The sequence below is a fragment of the Hungatella sp. genome, assembly GCF_046966825.1.
In genome coordinates this window covers 18,228-37,081 of sequence record NZ_JBKVCZ010000045.1, presented here as the reverse complement: position 1 = coordinate 37,081, position 18,854 = coordinate 18,228, and the positions used below count along the sequence as shown (strand labels likewise).

Genomic DNA, 18,854 nt, shown 5'->3' with positions numbered 1-18,854 from the left:
TCCTTTGTACATTTTTCATCTCCTTTTAAAAATTCAGCCGTTCTTCCTCCGGCAAACCGTCAATGTCAGGCTCCATGCCCGCAGCCGCAATGAGTCCTCCGGCAAAGTGGTCTTCCTTGTTCCCCCTATCATAATGGTAAAATCCGGTTCCTTCCTCTCCTTTTCTCCACCTCGGCTTATCCTCATCCCCGCACCAAGCTACCAAACGGTTTCGAATAATAAGCAGGTAACCTCCCTCCTTATCCTTTACAATCTTCTTTTTTCCTTCAATCACTTTTCCCTTGGTGTCCACCACCTGATAATAGGTATCCGCACCATCTTCTACTTTTACAACCCCGTATCCGTACTCCTCATCCGCTTCCAAACGAAGACCATTGATATAATACATGCCCTCTTTTTTCTGAAGCCGATTTCGGTTACCGAACGCCTTTCCATTGGAGGCAAATCCAAAATGAAAAACCCCATCTTCCAATTCAACCGCTATATCCTTTCCAATCTGCATGGAACCATCATTAAGTTCATCCGGAGAGAACAGATACAGATCTGATTTCTCAATACCATATATAGTTCCTTCAATAAAATCCTCTGAGCTCCAGTCATCCACTTCATAGCGGGCTACAAACTCAGACTTTCCATCGAAGAGGACAAAACCTGTCTGCATCCTGCCAATCCCATCAAAAGCATAGGAACGTCCATTGATTTTACGAATACGGTTCCGATATACCTCGCCTCTTTCATCTGTATGCCACCAACTGCATTCCTGATCATAGTAATCTTCCGTATCCAGATTCTCCGATGGATACATCCAAAACCAACTATCTTTCAGAAGCACGCCACCGTCATAGCCGGAATAATATCGGGCTGAAACATCGCTGCTAGGATTACTCTTATCTGCATTGCTGATACTGGCTACCTTACTCCACCAAGGAATCATAATGCCATTTTCATCAAAACCATACTGGTTGCCATTGATAGTCTTCTGCCTCAGGCGGGTTCCATTACTTTTAACCTTCTTCGAATTGCTGTCAAAAAAAATCCACATCTTATCGTAATCCATGTAGTTTCTCCCCGCAACCTCACTATCAAGGTCAATCCCTCCTATTTTCTCATCTACCTCTTCATAATCCAGCCATTCCCCAGTCAGGAGCCTTCCATCCTCCCTCGCATAGTAAACGCCTTCCACAAAGGGGATCTCTGAATCCTCAATGGGGTTCCCATCCTCGTCAAACCATCCAGACAGCATCTTGCCATTGTCATCAAATATGTAGGTACTGTCTCCTATGTTTCGTTTGAAGCTGTTGTTCTTACGCCGATAACCTTTTCCACTGGCCCCGAAATAGTACCACCCCTCTTCAAATTCTCCATTAGGGCAATTGGAGGAATCCACATAAATCCAGCGGCTCTGTACCCTTCGCCCATCTTCATCTACATAATAATTACAATCCTGATCCATGAAAATGCGATGTTTTAGTATTGCTCCCTCCAATGATAGGTAATACCAATCCCCCTTCGACTGCTTCCAAACCTGTGTCACTGGCTGGTCGTTCTGGTCATAATATCGCCATTCCTCATTTATCTTGGTCCAGCCTTCTGCCGCCTGTACGCTTCCCATTCCCAAAGCAGCTGAAAATCCCACAGACAACGTTAAAGCCATGATTGCTGTCATGCTTTTTCTCATTTCATTCTTTCCTTTCTACTATTGTATCTATATATAAACTGCTGAGGCACCCCACCAGCAGGTAATCTTTCCATTCACAAAACTTCTGCTACATTGACCGCCCCCTATTCTTCCATTGCAGTCCAATTATGGAACTAAATAAACGTTTATTTTCTGCCTGCCGAACCTCACCGCTTCCTCGTGGGTATTGAAATAAATATCTATCACTGTTCCCTTCACTAGCTTTCCAGTATCTTCCACCACATAGATAATATCATTAATTTCCACTTTACTCCCCATAGGAAGCACCTCTGGATCTGCCGCAATTGTATGCCCGGCCTTCGGGATTTTCTCTGCCTTAGTCAATCCACCTTTCAATCCACAGCATTTTTCACAGCCACAGTAACCAGTCACTTCAAAAATCCCTAAGGGCTCTCCCAAATGTTCCTCTCTAGATTTTATTTTAAAAACCGGCAGTATCTGTCTGCCAAACGAAATGGCGTCTGCATGATTGGAGAAATACAGGCATAATGCTTCCCTGGCTCCAGGCGACACCTTGTCTTCCACCCGATATATGTCCGGTCCGATTCTGAGCATGTCACCAATCTCAAACTCATTAAGGTCAGCCGCCACGGTTGTTCCTTGTATCGGAAGTCGTCCAGACCAAGTGACATAGGTGTCTGATCTTCCGATACAGTACTGACAGCCACAGTAGGCCGCCACAGCCAATTCCCCTATGTATGCTTCCTGGACTTCATTTTCACCTATTACTGCAAACAATGCATCTCCGTTCCAGTTTCCTGTCTGCAAACTATCTGCCAACTGCAGTGCATCTGCGGCTTCTGCATCGTCCTTGGGTACATATACAGGTGCTGCGTTCTCTGTTACTTTCTCGGAACCTCCCAGCGCCTCTGTGCTCTCCAAAACCACAGTCAACGGCGGTACCTGAATATAATCCTGACCGGATGCCCCTTCCGAAACAAAAAAATAAGTTCTTATTCCCACAACAACCGTCAGACCTGCCACTGTTAGATACCGTATCATTTTTCTTCGAGTCCGCCGCCGTTTTTCCACCCTGCGAAACTCATTCATCTGCTGACGCTTTGGCGAAGCTCTCCTATGGCTGAGTCCTCCATTTTCTACAGAAAAGTCCTGTGCATGGGGCCCTCCTCCATTTTCGCCTCCGGCACCAGTTACCATCGGCCTAGCCCCGTACTCTTGTCCCATGTAATATCGCAATGCTTCCATCCCCCATCAATCCAAACTCGGTTCCAAGCGTGACCCCCGCCGTAGACCTGTTCACAGTCCATACCTACCATTCTGCATAACATCAGATATGCAGAGACGTGACCCCAACACACGGAACGCCCTTCCATTACAGCCTCGTAAACCGTTTTCCTCTTTAGTTCCGTGTCATATTCCACCTGGCTATAGACCCACTCGTAAAAAAATAAGGCTTTCTCTCTTTCAGACATGTAGGCTCCTTCCGCTACAATATCGTAAAGCCTGTCCTCTGTCTGCCTATGCTGTATCACAGCCTGGTGAGGATCATCACACTGCACATAAACAACAGCCCTGTCCCCATTCTCTCCCACCGCCAGCCGGATCTCCTGTTTTCCGAGATATGTGTAGCGATAAAAATAACGGCCCAATGACAAAGCATCCTCCATTGTACCAAAAACAACTCCTGAATCCTTCCATTCTGACAGTTCCTCGCTGTTTTCAATCAGTTCTTACATTTTATCTCCGCAGACCTCATAATCGGGAATTCTGCCGGTCATTTCCTCAGCATGTCTGCCTCTTTTTTCAAGCTCTATATCCTTCATCTGAGTCTGAGCATTCATTCCGCAGGCCGGCAGACTCCATGTAACTGCTAAGCAAAGAAAAAGAATCAACAAACATAGCCCATGAATTCTTTTCATAAATAATTCTCCCTTTACAACAAATTTTCTCTTTTGTTGTAAAGTCACTTCAAAATTCAGTGGAAGGAAGGCGAAAACCTAATAGACAAAGTTTTTTAGAATCTAAAATTTATAGATGCAGGCAATACAAATAGGCCAACCTCGTAAAAAATCAGTTGGCCATTTTATTATGTCGAAAAACATCATAGTTACAATATTTATTAAGAATTTCTGTAGACTTCTTTCAAAATATGTAGTAAAATAATTATGGTTGTATGAATGTTTTTACAACAAAAGAGAAAAATTGTTGTAAAAGTCAAACAATACTTCAAGTTTTTCTAATTGTCTCATATGGTTGCGTCCGCTTTCCATTGTATAAATCCTTGTTGTATTAATATTGCTATGCCCTAATATATCCGCAAGCCTAACCAGGTTTTTTTCCTGTTCATAATAGAGCCTGGCAAACAAATGACGAAAATTATGCGGAAATACCTTATCCCATAATACATCGGCTCCTTCACACAGTTTTTTCATGGTTCTCCATATATTGCTTCTGTCAAGCGCCTTTCCGCTTCTTGTCACAAAAATCATCCCGCTATCAATATGACTTTTCTTTGCGTAATCCAACAACATATAGCACAAACGGGAAGTCAAGAAAACAGTCCTTATTCTCCCTTTGCATTCAACTTCTGCCTTTCCAGCCTTTACCGCTTCTATCGTAATATAGGGAACTTCAGAAACCCGTATTCCCGTAGCGCATATGGTCTGAAGAAGCATAGCCATTCTTTCATCTCCCTTTTTGTATGCAGTTTTTACTAAACGTTCATATTCATCCTTATCTATTTCCCTGTTTTCCGGACAAAATACTCTGCGGCTTACCTTTAAAAATTTAGTCCGGCAATCCTGCCATGCGTTATATGAAAAAAATCCATTCACCGCTGCCAATGCACTATTGACCGTTACCGGAGCCATTCTTTCTCTCAATATCCCCTTCCACATAATTACATCCCTTTTCTCCACACTCTTCCCACTCATGTATTGCATAAACAGCATTAAATAGTACCTGTATTGTTTAATGGTTCCACTGCTTTTTTCGCATCCATAAAGCCATTCACAATATTTACTCACAGATTCCTGAGTAACAATTCTTTTTCTTATCTTTCCGTTTCTTTTCATCTTATTCTACTCCTTCTATCATTTATTAACTAAAACTTCCCACACCAATACGGTGTGTTGAACCTTGAAAATTCAATATTTCAGCCAATAAAAAGGCATAAACCTGTTCCGTTTGGTATAATGGAATTGACTAGAAACCATCTTTACAAAGGAGATTTATGCCATGTCCAGTATACCACAAAACCATTGCGATGAGAACGAGTTAATTGATTGCGTTCAAAGATTTTTTTCCAGGCATCATGTCAGCAAGCTTCTTGCCAGATGTAATGGGATGAAAGAAAAAGGCGTTTCACCTGTTTCTCTCCTTCGTTACAAACTCTGCAACGTCTTTGTCGGAAGAAGTATGTATATGCAGCAACGGATAGGTTCCTTTAAGGAAGGTTTTTCAAAGAACACTTTTTACCGGTTCCTTAATTCGGTAAAAACAAACTGGCTCCGTTTTACTTCTCTTCTTGCTGCGGATATCGTTAATAAGGATCTCAAAGATCTAACGGATGATAACAGGAAAAATGTGTTCATCATTGATGATAGCCTTTTTAGCCGAACCAGTTGTAAGAAAACAGAACTGGGATCAAAAGTATTTGACCACACCGATATGCATTTCAAAAAAGGGTTTCGGCTGCTTACTTTAAGCTGGAGTGATGGAAACACATTGATTCCGGTAAACAGCTGCCTCTTAGCATCTGCAAAAGAAACAAATATTATCGGTCCGGTAAAGAACTTTGATAATAGGACTATTGCAGGAAAAAGGCGTAAGCTTGCGCAGACAAAAGCACCAGAAGCAATGATGACTTTGTTGGATACTGCCCTCTGTGCAGGACTAAAGGCGGATTATGTCCTTTTTGATTCCTGGTTTTCCAACCCGGCACAGATCACAGCCATCCATTCAAAAGATATGGATGTGATCGCTATGATTAAGAAAAGCAGCCGCATCAAGTATTCGTACTGTGGTGAACAGTTGAACATCAAAGAGGTCTATTCCAGGAACAAAAAACGCCGTGGCAGATCAAAGTATCTGCTTTCTGTTGACGTCATGGTAGGAAAAGAGAATCCCATTCCGGCGAAAATCGTTTGCGTAAGGAATAAAGCAAATCGCAAGGACTGGCTTGCTTTTATCTGTACGGATACGACCCTTTCCGAAGAAGAGATTATCCGTATTTATGGAAAGCGCTGGCAGATTGAGGTTTTCTTCAAGACCTGCAAATCTATGCTGAACCTGATTGGAGAATGCCGCAGCTTATCCTATGATGCACTGACAGCTCACGTGGCTATCGTGTTTACCAGATATATGTTACTTGCAATGGAACAGCGCCAAAATGTAGATCAGAGAACGCTTGGCGAATTGTTCTTTTTCCTTGTTGATGAAATGGCAGACATTACTTTCAGCAGATCACTAGGCATCCTGATGGATGCCTTAATGGCAAGTCTTCAGGAAATCTTAAAGCTCAGCGATGAGCAATTGAGAGCTTTTACTGCTGATTTTGAAGCAAGACTACCGAAATATCTGCGTAACGCACTCCATCCAGAGTCTATAGGAGCATAAATCACTATTTTGTTAGCTGAAATATTGAATTTTCAAGGTGCAAAGCCCATTTTAAGTATGGGAAGTCTTAGTTATTAATTGTAAGTATTTATAATGCCCTAATTGTAGATGATTATCCCAACTCTTGAATTATAATCATAGACAAGGTTTTTATGATGAAACGCTTATCGTCCACATGTCAACATGATTTTGGACAGTGCTGTCACCATAGTTGGTAAGTAATAAAATAAGATAAATGCCATGTATATAAAGATACACAATAATTTACTGCCTAAAATTTCTTTGTAAGAACATTATCTGAGAAAAAGTCATCTGAGAAAAAAATCAACATTTTTACATTTCCCAGGATAAAGTCGAAAGCACTTTAATCCTGGAGAATTCATTCACTCGATGAGCATTCACAAAAGAACCCCATATAGTTGGTGCACTGTATGGAAGAATGGTATTATGTTATCTGCCATGAAGGCCTACTGTCAGAAGGAGGAGTTTGAAAGCTGAATCGCGAATGCACAGAGCTATGAGATTAAGCGATTTCAGAACTGTGCCAGGAGCTACCACTCCTGACAAGATAAAATCCTGAATACCTTTGAATACAGGCTACCCCATGGGCCACAGAAGGATTTAACAACAAGATGAAGGTATTAAAATAAAGTAACTACAATAGCCGAAACTTCAAGCGTTTCCGTTCCTAAATATTTCACTGTATATCATAGTAAAAATAATCGGTCATGTGGAGACTTATTTGGCATATCTAAAATCAGTAAATATTGGAACCCTACACAGAAAAGTGCCCCCATCATAGAGCGAGAGCAGGCGCACTTTCATACAAAAATTCATGATTAATTACAGTAAACTTTAGTTATCTAATGCCACTAAACATTTGTGCAAGTTTCTGTACAATTGGTGTTCTGTTTAATGTTCTGATCGTGTCTGACAATCCAAGAATCGGAAAAGCACCGTTTCAGCCATAAAATACTTTTTACGGTAAAACGATGCTTCCGTTTTCAATTAAATATTCACAACACCTTTTCTAATATCCGATGATTTGACAGAATACCATAATCAAACAGGCGGCCCCCACCCAAAACCCCCACAGTTTTCCAAAGAACTTCATCCACCTGTCATAGGGAATTGCCGCGGCCGCGATGAACGGCATCAGAGAACCACCGTGCGGTTGTACGTAACCGCATATTCCATCTCCGAGACGGTAAGACAATACGAGAATCTGCCTGCTGATATCCGAAAGATCCGCCACTGGAGCAAGAATCGGCATAACAACCGCTGCCTGGCCTGTACCTGATGTTACAAACACACTAGCTACCATATTGATGATTAACATAGCGGGAGCTTTCAAAAGAGTGGGCAGGTAATCCATGGTTAAGGTCATTCCCATTACTACAGTATCTAGAATATTGGCTTCATCCATAATCAATGTACAAGCAGCACCAAGTCCCACGATCAGCGCTGCGGATATCATTCCTTTAGCTCCTCTTACAAATTCGGAGGCAATCTTGCTGGGCGAAAATCCGTATACTAGGCCGCTCAAAATTCCCATCCACATAAAGATAATAGCATTTTGCTGTAGGGTCCAACCAAATTTAAGACATCCATATATCAGTACGGCGAAAGAGGCTAGGAATACAATTAACACAAGATAATGTCGTTTTTCTACTTTAGTGTCCATATCATTGACATCAAACTGTTTAATGTCAGGGACTCCGTAGATGGCACTTTTAGTCTGATCCTTCTTACATCTTTCTCCATAACAAATCAGATAAAATACTGTGATAATGTAAAGAACAATGAAGGCTACAATACGCATCGAAATTCCAGAATAAGCGGGCAGCCCTACCAGCCCTTGAGCAACGGCTGTAGTAGCTGCAAAAATACCAGAACTAAAGCCGATTCCAATTCCCAGCATCACAATCGCCACGCCCATAATTGCGTCATATCCGAGCGTGGCCGCCAGCATAACACCGAGTGGTGTAAAACCAATAAACTTGTTTGTGGACTGTGTGATTCCAATGCTAGCAAAAAGAAGCAGGAATAAAGGAATAAACCATTTTTCCTTTCCTGAACAGGCTTTGGAAAGCCGGTTGCAGAATGCATGGAACATGCCGGTTGACAGCAAAACTTCTAGGCCTGCCCCAACAATCAGAATGCCAAATATGATATCAGCCTGCTTTGTGAATGACTTCATAATATAGTTTGGGATCTCCCAGAACGGTACTGGCGTCTTATCAATAAATCCAAATGAATCCGGAATAACTACTTCCTGTCCAGCCGTATTTGTCTCGCGCAGATATTCGCCGGCTGGGATTAGATACGTCATAAACGAAACAAATAGCAAAATAGCAAAAATAACAACATAGCCATGCGGCATTTTAAAAGCCTTTTTCTTTTTTATAGTCTCCATTTCTATCTCCCCTATTTTTTCTCCTCCACAACTCTCTGTTTAAATTCCTCTTTTATCTCTTTCAGCAATTCCGGATTCATTATAAGCTCTGCCGCTGTCCCACTAAGAATTTTGGCCCCGTAAATAATTGCGCTGTGGGCCTCCGGCGTTTTCCCCGCATCCACAAAGCCCTGTGAATGGGATGGAACTCCATCTGGAACAAAAGCCACTCGGATACAAGAACCTGGAATTCGATGAAGAATATTTCCAAAATCGGTTGAACCAGTATTCTCTCTAGGCGGCGCCAGGCGGGGTGCTCCAACCCGTTCTGCCTCATCCATTATAAGACGGTTCAAGCGGATAGCTGGAATCTTATTATCTACTTCCTTTTCTGGCATGATTCTCACCTCTGTCTCCGTCATCATAGCTGCCCCTCTCAGAACCTTGCTTAGTCGTTCAATGACCGTATCCAGATAGGTTCGACTATAAGAGCGCACATACAGGCTAGCGGTAGTGCTGGCTGGCACGATATTGGCAGGGGTGCCACCGCTGTTCAGTATGGTGTAATGAATCTTGACATCACTATCTACGTGTTCTCTTAAGAACTCGATTCCCTGAAATGCCAGAATCATCGCATCTAACGCGCTTCGTCCTGCTTCTGGTTTAAGCGCAGCATGGGCGCTGATTCCCTGATATTCCACTCGGAATTTAGACAACGCCAAGGATTTGACATCCGTCTGCGTGTAATTTCCCCCGTGCATCATCAGAGCTACATCCAACTCCTCGAATGTACATCCTCCCTTAATCATCATGATTTTGCCGCTTACACTCTCCTCCGCAGGCGTACCGTAAACCGTAATCGTATAATTCCCTTCAATCCCCGAATGACGAAGCGCTGCTGCAGATGCAAGAATACAGGGGCCTTGCATGTGATGACCACATGCATGCCCAATCTGAGGCAGGGCGTCATATTCGCAGAGCAAACCGATATTAGGCCCTCCTTCCCCATGACGATATATCGCCCTAAAGGAGGTCTCCACGCCAGCTATTCCTCTTTCCACCTCGAAGCCATCTTTCTCCAGCCAGTCGGTTAGCCATTTACATGCATTGACCTCCTCAAGTCCCAGTTCCGGATGATCGAAAATCTGATCGGCCATTTTGAACATTTCTTCTCCAATATTGTCAATATAGCCGTATAAACGTTCTTTCATAGATATCTCTCCCTTCATGTTCAGCCTCCTTAAACCGCCGGCTAGCTTTCGGAACTGCTGTTCTGCTAATTTCATTTATTAATCTCATAAATTCATTAGATTAATAAACAAAAATATTAATTGAGTTGAGATTATTATAATTCAATTTGTTTATTTTGGGAAATTAGTAAAACAAATAGAAACTATAACGTTAATTTTCCGCAAAGAAATCACTCTTTCTATTTTGTATACTACAATTTTGTTTTATCATAATAAAAATGATTATAGTTAATCTTTTTAAGAATTAAATGCTGTATAAATTTCAGAAAGGAGGCGTTATGCACCTGAAGGAACAACTCTATATCTGCACCATTGCAGAATGCGGAAACATAACGAAAGCCGCTGAAAAACTGTTTATCACCCAACCCGCTTTAAGCCTGTATATTAATAATCTTGAAAAAATGTTTGGAGTTAAGTTGTTCGACCGGGTTGAAAAACAATTTATTCCCACTGCCGCCGGGAAACTGTATGTGGATAAAGCTAAGCAAATGTTATCACTTCAGCAAGAATTTGAGGCTAGCTTAGGTGATCTGAAAAACCATGTAGATGGGGTGTTGCACATTGGTGTCCAACTCCGGAGAGCACCGCTTCTTCTCCCCACAGTCATGGCCCGTTTTAAAATGAGCTATCCCAATATTAGGATCGATGTAAAAGAAGGCGTCAAAACTGATTTAGAAGAATTTCTCAAGTCCAATCAGATTCAGCTTCTTCTATATAATGCAGAACAGCCGCGGGAAGATTTAATTAATAAAATTCTCTATGTTGACCGTCCTCTGATCGCCATACCAGCCGATCACTCTCTGAATGCCCGGGCAGTGGAGATGCCTGGTTCCCACTACCGCTATCTGGACCTAAATTTCTGCCAAGATGAATTTTTCATTCTTCCAACAGCTAGGCAGAGCTTGAGACAGTACATAGACAAAGTATTTTTGGAGCAGCATTTTTACACCTACAATAAGATGGAGATACGTAATTTCGAGACTGCGATCCGGCTAGTTAATGAAGGCTACGGACTTGCGTTCAACCGTGAACAGTATAAAAAGTCTATGGTAGACCTTAGCAACGTGAAGTACTATGCTTTTACCTATGGAAAAAACGAAATCAGCCGAGTTTTTGTCGGATATAAGAAACACAGAGAGCTTCCTAAATACATTCATTACTTTATTCAGCTGTTGTCTATACGCGGAAAGGAGATTGAGGCTTTGGATTCAAAATGATAGTTTTTGAAGTTTGCTTATAAAAGAACCTATTTCATGCTTCTTTCTTCTTTGGAGCCTGATAAACAGGTAAAACTTTAATACTGGCCCAATATAATCTGACAATAGGATGCCTCTGAACTGACAAATCAGCCATGGTGCGGACAGTATGACATCTCTTTGAAAAGATATTATTACCGGCTTACCAAGATCCGAAAGTTCACCCTCGAGGATCTACTATGTAAGAAAATACAGTTATAGCGAAGCAAATCTTTTCCATAATGGATGCTGTCAACCACCTTACACGATCACACTACGGTAGATAACAATATTTGCAGAAGATCAGTACGGGAACTGTGGATCCCCATGGGGCAACGGTCTGATACATCCAACAAATGTCAGGGAACACCAATCTCATTTTTCGACTGTTTTAATCTGTTATTGTTAAAATTTGCTTTTACTCCCTCAATATTCCAGCTGCACTCCCAGATAAACACAGGACTTAAAAGCATCACCGTGATAATAAACTAAATATATAACCTAATGCAGATAAATGTGAAATAAATGGTGAAGTACTGTAAAATCTTGTGGTAGGCTTTTAGAGATAGGAAACCTTAGTAGATTTGGGGAAAATAGTGGTTGACAGCATTTATTTTTTTGAGATTCTGGGATGGTGGAAGGACGTTTATATATACCAAACTACAAATCATCAACTTGTATTATCTCCAGCCTTTCCCTTGGAGCAGCCAGGCTAAATCTATTCCCTCTGAAAAGTTTAGATTTGACCAGGCATTGCGCAACATATTACCCATTGGTTTTGATATTTTCACAAGGACTTCATAAAAAATAGAACTAAGATTTTAGTGTGAGTATGTGGAAAATTGCTTCGTTAAATTACATCAAATCCTTACAATATCTAGCCAAAGTAAGAAGAATTTAAAATTAGAACCTGGTGCTACAGTGAACTTTTTGAAATTTTGGCTTTTCGATGTGATAGATATGCATTATGGTTCCTGCGTATATGATAACTTACTTTTTTCATATCAGTTACTGTATATACGATCATTCCATGCATTAGTTTTATTACCATCGGTATTGTCAATGGGATTGCATTTTTACAGATTTTCCGTATCTGAGTGACAAACAGATAGCTTATCATTACAAACAGCATATGCCCCCTCCCCAACCAAATAAAAACAAAAAATTTTCTAGATTGCTCTTGCATTCATCAAAACATTGTTCAATCGGCCACTTAGAAAATTAGAAAGTTTTTTCAATTCATATTTCCGATATCAGCTGAAGCTTGATCCTGACACAAGAATGAATTCATAAGCCCATCTCTTCGAAAACTACTCAAACGTTAATACTGTTTACAAATATACGATTTCGAAAGCTTTACTGTCCGACAACCAGCGGTGTACCAAGCACTCTCTTTAAAATCAGGTAAGCATATTTAGCGGAAAACCGTTTGCTCCAAAACAGCGCGCCACGGTGATAGGACACCATCGATCAACCAATCTATTCTACCATAGAGCGCACAAAAAAATCAAAAAGGACGGCCCGATCAATAAAGAAAAAGGGGAAGTATGTACACCTAGTACCTTAGAAGAACAATGGACACAGGCATCCCAGGATAAAAATGGGGATATCCGATGCGATGAATGTAGGCACGCAAGTATCCCATATGTGGTTGTGTTGGCCATCGGCATTCAGTCCAGCTGTGGGTGCCAGAGTAGTGTCGGACACCGGGGAACCAGTGTCGCCTATGGTGGCTGCTGCTGCGATCAAAAGGGGGGTTGCTCCCAAGCTAAGGCCCAGTTCGGAACACAGGGGCACATATAGCACAGACAGAACCGGCACCGTACCGAAAGAGGTGCCGGTACCCATAACGATAACTAGGCCCACCAGCATCATCACGAAAGCACCCAGGAACTTGTTACCGTCAATGAATACTAGGGAACTCTTGACCAGTTCAGCCACAGCATTACTTTCGCTGAGCACTAAGCTGAAACCATTGGAGGCCAGCATGACAAAGGCGATAAATCCCATCAGCTGACGCCGCCATCCAAAATCTTGTCCATGTCGGACCACTTAACGGCTTGGGTGATAAACATAACGCTCAATCCAACCATAGCCCCAAGAGGCAAGGAACCAGTAAATAGCTGGATGAGCATAGTGGCAATGGCGGCCAGCAAAGCAATCCAATGCTTATAGGTAAGAGTGGTGTCCACGCTATCCAGGTCCGCCGCTACTCCCTTAATGTTCTTATATACCCGAGGCTTGCGATATAACACCAAAACAGCGAAGACCAAACCGGCCAGCATGGACAAACCCAGAGGCCAAGTGTACTTCCAGACATCCAATTCGCCGATCTCCATGCCATTCTGAGTGATATTAGTGGCCAAAATACCGTGATACAAAGCTCCAAAACCCGCAGGGATGGTTACATAAGGTGCGCGCAGGCCGAAGCCCAGGGCGCAAGCCACCGCCCGCCGGTCGATCTTCAGCTTGTTCATTACGAGCAACAGAGGAGGAATCAGGATTGGGATAAAAGCTACATAGACAGGAATAGGGTTCTGGGAAAAACAAGCAAAGAAAGCCAGTAGGAAAATAAAAGCCAGCCGTTTGTCGCTGATCCATTTGGCAATCTTCACCGCCAAAATATCGGACACACCCGTGTAGCTGATTGCAGAAGCCAGACCTCCCAACAGCACATAGGCAATAGCGGTTTCCGGGGCAGTACCGCAGCCAGAGATGAAAGTAGACATAGTGGTTCCAATGTCCATTCCTGAAACCAGGCCAGCCACTACAGAGGCACATATCAAGGCCAGCAGCACGTTCACCCGCAGGAAACAGAGAACCAGCAACACAATAACTGCAATTACCACAGGGTTTGTAAAAATCATTGCAATAACCTCCTATTTCGTTCTCAATTACAACACACACTAAACAAGAGTATAAAAGCCTACTTCCCCTTCTTCCGATTTCTGATTTCGCCGACCTATGAAAAAGAACGCAGACGCACTGTATACCTTGTGAAATATCATGCGCCTCTAAGCTCTCCTATGCGCTCCTGATATTGCACCCCCATGAATATTGAACTAATTTTCAACATATACTTTCCCTCTTTCTTGTATATTGTATTTTAATTTTATATCTACGAATGGAAATGTTCAATACAGGGTATATACTTTTAACAATTAATTGGCATTTTAATGTTTTATTTTGTGCATTTTTATAATTATTATCTGATAAAATTAAAAAATACAAAAAACAAAAAAATATCAATGTAGAAAGACATTTCCTTTTGAACATCCTAGTATAACTCATACCAACTAACTTATTACTTATCTGGCGCAACATCATTGGGATATTGTACTCTTTGATCTGATGAAACTAAAGATGATTAAAGTGAACTATACTAGGTAGATTCAACATTTATCCTTCCATAATAAAGGCCTCCTACTATGTTCTTATTTGAGCATAGTAAAAGGCCTTATAAATCTTTTATTACAGAAAAACTTTCATCGACTCTGTTTTTAAAGAATTTTAATTAGATGGCTTTTTCTTATTCCTATTTTTTAATCAATTACCTAAAAATTTTCCTCTTTAACAATCCTTGATAGATTTTCTTTGCAAACTATCAGAGGACTCATCATCCGGAACCCTATCTTCTCCAGGCCTCCATGCCTGACCAAATTTCACATCACGGAACAGCGCAGCCAGGCCAGTAATTTGCTTGAGCCTTAAAATTTCATCCCGGTCCATTCCCAGGTGTTTGGAAATCCACGCATCCGAACGCCCCAACTCGTGCAGTTCCTTAATGATATTACTCATTAAGTCCACATCATGCGTTCCACGGGCGCGGTTATGCCGGATGGTGCTGGCCATACGGTCAGATAACGGTTTATCGATTACCGAAACCGGTATCATCCCCTTCTCTCGCTCATAAATATCCGGGTAATCCCGCATCACTCTCCAACGATGAAAGCCATCTACAATTACATACTTATCACTGCCTTTTGCATAATAACAAACAATCGGCATAGTATAACCGTCCTCTTTGATGCTATCGTACAACAACCTCATTTCCGGTGGGGCCACGTTATTCGGGTTATATGTATTGGGTACAATGTTTTCAAATGGTACCGCACTGATATGGTATACCGGGCTTCTGAATTCCTTATTTACCATCTATCATCCCTCCGTACTTACGTCTAATAATATCCACACGTTTTTGTTCCTGCCGCGTAAGCCCAAACCCCATAAACCGACAGGTATGGTCATTTTTCAAAATACAGCAGCACATCCGTTTCCAACTTGGTATATCTTTCGTGCTCTTAATATCATCGGTATGATCAGGAATTGGTCCAAGAAAAATAATACGAGAATTTTTGTTGAGTGTATAGTTAGATATACCATTTCTCCGAATGTGGTACCCATGTTCCACAAGCTCTCGGATTGTTTCCTCAGACAATCCACCTCCGCTATCGTGCCAGAACCGGATGGAGGTGTTAAACTTTTTCACATAATTATTCCGCAGTCGGGCAGGTAACGTATCCAGCAAAAATTGAGTGTATGATTTCCAGGTATGACCCTCTGGTAACGTAATACTGCGATAACCCATCGCTTTTGTCTTACCATAAATAGCTCCAAAATTTGCTCCGCACACCCGCCCCACCAGTTTCACCCATATTTCTGGATCGATAACCCGATACAGATTCAAAGCATCTTTGGAATAGTCATTAAAGGGAGATGCCACCCGCATCTGATCTATCTTTAATCCTGCCTTATAATATAGGTCATATAAATGATTGTAGTCATAATCAAATCGGTAATTCGCGCACCATACATCAGAGTTTGACCAGTCGTATAAAGGTGAAGCACACCATACGTCTTTGAATTGCTTGGAAATCCAGCACTCATTTTGATACCCATGTTTTTTATTGACAAATCCGCTGTACCGCTGCAGAGACTCATCCGCCCGCATACCAAGCAGGCAGACCGTCCTGCCATTCCCATGTTCCTCCTTGTAGAATCGGCCAAACTGTTTTGCCAAATCTTCCTGATGCATCCTGTAACGATAGTGGGCAAAAGGCTTCGTCAGATTAATGACATAGGGATACTCTGGTATTGGACGTACCCATGTATCCTGTTTTGTATCATCCCAAGGATACCAATACATTTCGTAACTACTCAGTGCTGTCCGTGTTGCCATAGGAAGGCAGACCCAGTAAAGGTCTATGCCTGATTTGTTTTCCAGGCGCTTGAAAGTGCGGGTAATATAGTCCGTAGTCACGGTATACTGCGCCTCAAAATCCTGATGGAATATGCCAATCACACGATCTGAAGCATGCTTATTCCTGTAATCCAGCAGCAAATTTAAAAGAACACCGCTATCCTTGCCGCCGCTGAATGAGATATAAATATTTTTAAATTCCTGAAACAAAAACGCAAATCTCTTCTGCAACGCATCGAATACATCCATCTCAATGTATTCTTTTTTCATATCTCTAATAAACTCCTTATCTTTCAAGTAAAAATTTACAATAGCATCTGTTTGACAGTTGGATATCCTTCTAATTTTCCCAGACCATGACTGACGCTATCATTCTATCTTAAAACCTCTTTCACTTTTCCTTTCTTTCGCACTATATATTTTCTTTCAAAATTTCATATAGAAATACCGGTGTTGTTTCCGTTTGTTCATTTAGTTTTTCCTGCCAATTTGGAATCTCTAATTCTTCTAACAACAAACATAATAATGCTCCTGTTTCATAAGGCATACTATCTGCTAAAAAGCTTTTTTCCAACGCACCTGCTTTCAAAACAGGTATTACTCCATCAAAAGGAATGTCTTTTCCACTATCAAAATACATAACATTATAATTGTATCCTACAATTTCAGCAGCTTTTATTCCAACATATTCAGCTGTGCCTTCATCAGTTTCCATACTTAATTCTTTTTCCAAATATTCAGGATTATTTTTAATTCGTTCTTCCCTAACGACAATCAACTCGTTTGAGTAATTCAATAATTCATCTCTGCTTGGTTTTTCTTTTTTTAACTCGATTCGAATATTTTCTAATATTACATATTCTTTTTCAATAAGTGAAATATCCGATTCGGTTAACTCTCCATAAAATCGACTTCCTCCAGACCATTCGTTTTGCATAAAATAATGAAATGCTTCATGTACAAGAAATGGCATAAAATGTTTACTTGAAAATTCTTTTTCAAAATTGGATTCATCGTACTTTATGTAGTAAACTTCATTTCCAAATATTTTTATTTTTTCACCAATCACATTGAAAGAACCAGGCATTAATCTTTTGATAAATACTTGCAGTGTGAATTTTGCTAACCTGTAAACATTTAAGTTGCATTCTTCTGGTAAGATGATTTTTGTTGCAAACATACTTTTAATCTCAGAAGAAGGATTTATTATGTACGCCGAACCAAATATCCCATCATAAGCAAATATTGTTTTATCACTTAATTTATATCCAGGCCATAACTCAGACTCAATTTCTTTCTTGCAATACATATCCATTTCAGTCAACATTTTTTTATCAATTTCATTTAACTCTTCAAAAGATATCCGAAAGCGATTAAACATGACTATTCCAATCAATATACAAATAACACTTATTGTAAAAATCACAACCCATTTAATTTTTTTCATTTTTATATGTTCCTCTTACTATGTAAATCAATATAACAATTATTGAAATCAATGAAGAAATTGATATAAACTAAAATATTATAATTTTTTCTCAAAAAAATTAGTTTCTATTGCACCCTTTGGACAAATATTTTTACATTCCATACATCTAATGCATTCCGCTGAATTAATGTTTTCAAGAACCTTTACCTGCATTCTGCAATTACGTTCACATACTTTACAGTCGATGCATTTATTTTTATCTATTTCCATTCTATAAAAACTAAAACGATTAAACAATCCATATAGTGCCCCTAACGGACATATATATTTACAAAATGGACGATAAATAAAGATTGATATTATTACAACAAAAACCAGTATGCAAAACTTCCAATAATATAAAAAACCAATCGTTTCTTTTAATGTGCTGCTCATCAAAACCAAAGGTATCCCACCTTCCAACATTCCAGCAGGACAAATTAATTTGCAAAAGTACGGAGCTCCCAATCCATACTTATTAGTAAGCACCATCGGAAATATAATAACAAACGAAATGAATATTATGTATTTCACAAAACGCAACTTTTTATCTAACCAAGCAGAAATAGATATCTTTTTTGTCGGAATCTTATATAATAAATCTTGAATAAAACCAAACAAACACAAAAAACCACAAATCAATCTTCCTACCAAAATTCCAAAAAGCATAATCGTCCCTAATACGTAAAAGGCAGTTTTATTGTTAATGTCCCCCAGCGAGGCCTGGAGCGCCCCAATAGGGCAAGCTCCAAGTGCACTAGGGCAAGAATAACAATTTAATATAGGCACACACGCCATTTTAGTTTTTCCTTTAAAAATTGTTTTATCACGAAATCCTAAAAGATAACTATTAAAAAGAAATGCCGAAAAAATTTGTATGTAATGTCTATTTTTTTTCATTACCCAATTCCGATGCATTCTAAACAAATATTTATTGCCTTCTTAAATACGATTAGATGCTCCTTTCTACAAATTCCGATTGCCATCAATATTACGGATATACCTAAAATCCCGTTTCCGATAAAATTA

General features: G+C 40.5%; 12 protein-coding genes and 2 pseudogenes. 2 read left to right on the top strand and 12 right to left on the bottom strand.

The window, feature by feature from the left end:
- Nucleotides 1-25: 25 nt before the first annotated feature.
- The 4 genes and pseudogenes from ACLTD4_RS15375 to ACLTD4_RS15360 form a co-directional block, all read right to left on the bottom strand.
- Nucleotides 26-1,678: a cell surface protein gene (locus ACLTD4_RS15375; protein WP_117634093.1), complete on the bottom strand. Its 1,653-nt coding sequence runs from the start codon at nucleotides 1,676-1,678 to the stop codon at nucleotides 26-28.
- Between the two features lie 126 nt (nucleotides 1,679-1,804).
- Complete coding sequence (locus tag ACLTD4_RS15370; RefSeq protein ID WP_319638388.1) at nucleotides 1,805-2,701, bottom strand: 3D domain-containing protein; 897 nt, start codon at nucleotides 2,699-2,701, stop codon at nucleotides 1,805-1,807.
- 95 nt (nucleotides 2,702-2,796) lie between these two features.
- A pseudogene (locus ACLTD4_RS15365) lies at nucleotides 2,797-3,579 on the bottom strand (transglutaminase domain-containing protein).
- A gap of 264 nt (nucleotides 3,580-3,843) precedes the next feature.
- The gene (locus ACLTD4_RS15360) at nucleotides 3,844-4,734 is read right to left on the bottom strand and encodes a tyrosine-type recombinase/integrase (RefSeq protein WP_117634091.1); all 891 of its coding nucleotides are present in this window, start codon (nucleotides 4,732-4,734) and stop codon (nucleotides 3,844-3,846) included.
- 163 nt (nucleotides 4,735-4,897) lie between these two features.
- On the opposite strand from ACLTD4_RS15360, the gene ACLTD4_RS15355 reads away from it, so the two are divergent.
- Complete coding sequence (locus ACLTD4_RS15355; RefSeq protein ID WP_412331367.1) at nucleotides 4,898-6,277, top strand: transposase; 1,380 nt, start codon at nucleotides 4,898-4,900, stop codon at nucleotides 6,275-6,277.
- Nucleotides 6,278-7,307: 1,030 nt separating this feature from the next.
- Here ACLTD4_RS15355 and ACLTD4_RS15350 read toward each other — a convergent pair.
- Nucleotides 7,308-8,693 carry a YfcC family protein gene (locus ACLTD4_RS15350; protein ID WP_117634090.1) on the bottom strand — a complete coding sequence of 462 codons (1,386 nt, stop codon included), beginning with the start codon at nucleotides 8,691-8,693 and terminating at the stop codon, nucleotides 7,308-7,310.
- Between the two features lie 11 nt (nucleotides 8,694-8,704).
- A complete protein-coding gene (locus ACLTD4_RS15345) occupies nucleotides 8,705-9,958 on the bottom strand; it encodes a M20 family metallopeptidase (RefSeq protein ID WP_368272671.1) in 1,254 nt (417 codons plus the stop codon).
- 242 nt (nucleotides 9,959-10,200) lie between these two features.
- Between ACLTD4_RS15345 and ACLTD4_RS15340 the strand changes: the two genes are divergently transcribed.
- Nucleotides 10,201-11,139 (top strand): LysR family transcriptional regulator, encoded by a 939-nt coding sequence (locus tag ACLTD4_RS15340; protein ID WP_181988624.1) that lies wholly within the window; start codon nucleotides 10,201-10,203, stop codon nucleotides 11,137-11,139.
- A gap of 1,581 nt (nucleotides 11,140-12,720) precedes the next feature.
- Here ACLTD4_RS15340 and ACLTD4_RS15335 read toward each other — a convergent pair.
- The 6 genes and pseudogenes from ACLTD4_RS15335 to ACLTD4_RS15310 all read right to left on the bottom strand — a co-directional run bounded on the left by ACLTD4_RS15335 (nucleotide 12,721) and on the right by ACLTD4_RS15310 (nucleotide 18,811).
- Nucleotides 12,721-14,024, bottom strand: a pseudogene (locus ACLTD4_RS15335) (Na+/H+ antiporter NhaC family protein).
- A gap of 703 nt (nucleotides 14,025-14,727) precedes the next feature.
- Nucleotides 14,728-15,312, bottom strand: a complete 585-nt coding sequence (locus ACLTD4_RS15330) for an IbrB-like domain-containing protein (protein WP_118077281.1) — start codon at nucleotides 15,310-15,312, stop codon at nucleotides 14,728-14,730.
- Complete coding sequence (locus ACLTD4_RS15325; RefSeq protein ID WP_117634086.1) at nucleotides 15,302-16,627, bottom strand: phosphoadenosine phosphosulfate reductase; 1,326 nt, start codon at nucleotides 16,625-16,627, stop codon at nucleotides 15,302-15,304. The genes ACLTD4_RS15330 and ACLTD4_RS15325 overlap by 11 nt, the downstream gene beginning before the upstream one ends.
- 142 nt (nucleotides 16,628-16,769) lie before the next feature.
- Nucleotides 16,770-17,804 (bottom strand): hypothetical protein, encoded by a 1,035-nt coding sequence (locus ACLTD4_RS15320; protein WP_117634085.1) that lies wholly within the window; start codon nucleotides 17,802-17,804, stop codon nucleotides 16,770-16,772.
- A 78-nt stretch (nucleotides 17,805-17,882) separates the two neighbouring features.
- Nucleotides 17,883-18,725, bottom strand: a complete 843-nt coding sequence (locus ACLTD4_RS15315) for a 4Fe-4S binding protein (protein WP_118077283.1) — start codon at nucleotides 18,723-18,725, stop codon at nucleotides 17,883-17,885.
- Nucleotides 18,725-18,811: a CD1871A family CXXC motif-containing protein gene (locus tag ACLTD4_RS15310; protein ID WP_333490840.1), complete on the bottom strand. Its 87-nt coding sequence runs from the start codon at nucleotides 18,809-18,811 to the stop codon at nucleotides 18,725-18,727. Before ACLTD4_RS15310 ends, ACLTD4_RS15315 begins: the two co-directional genes overlap by 1 nt.
- Nucleotides 18,812-18,854: the final 43 nt, after the last annotated feature.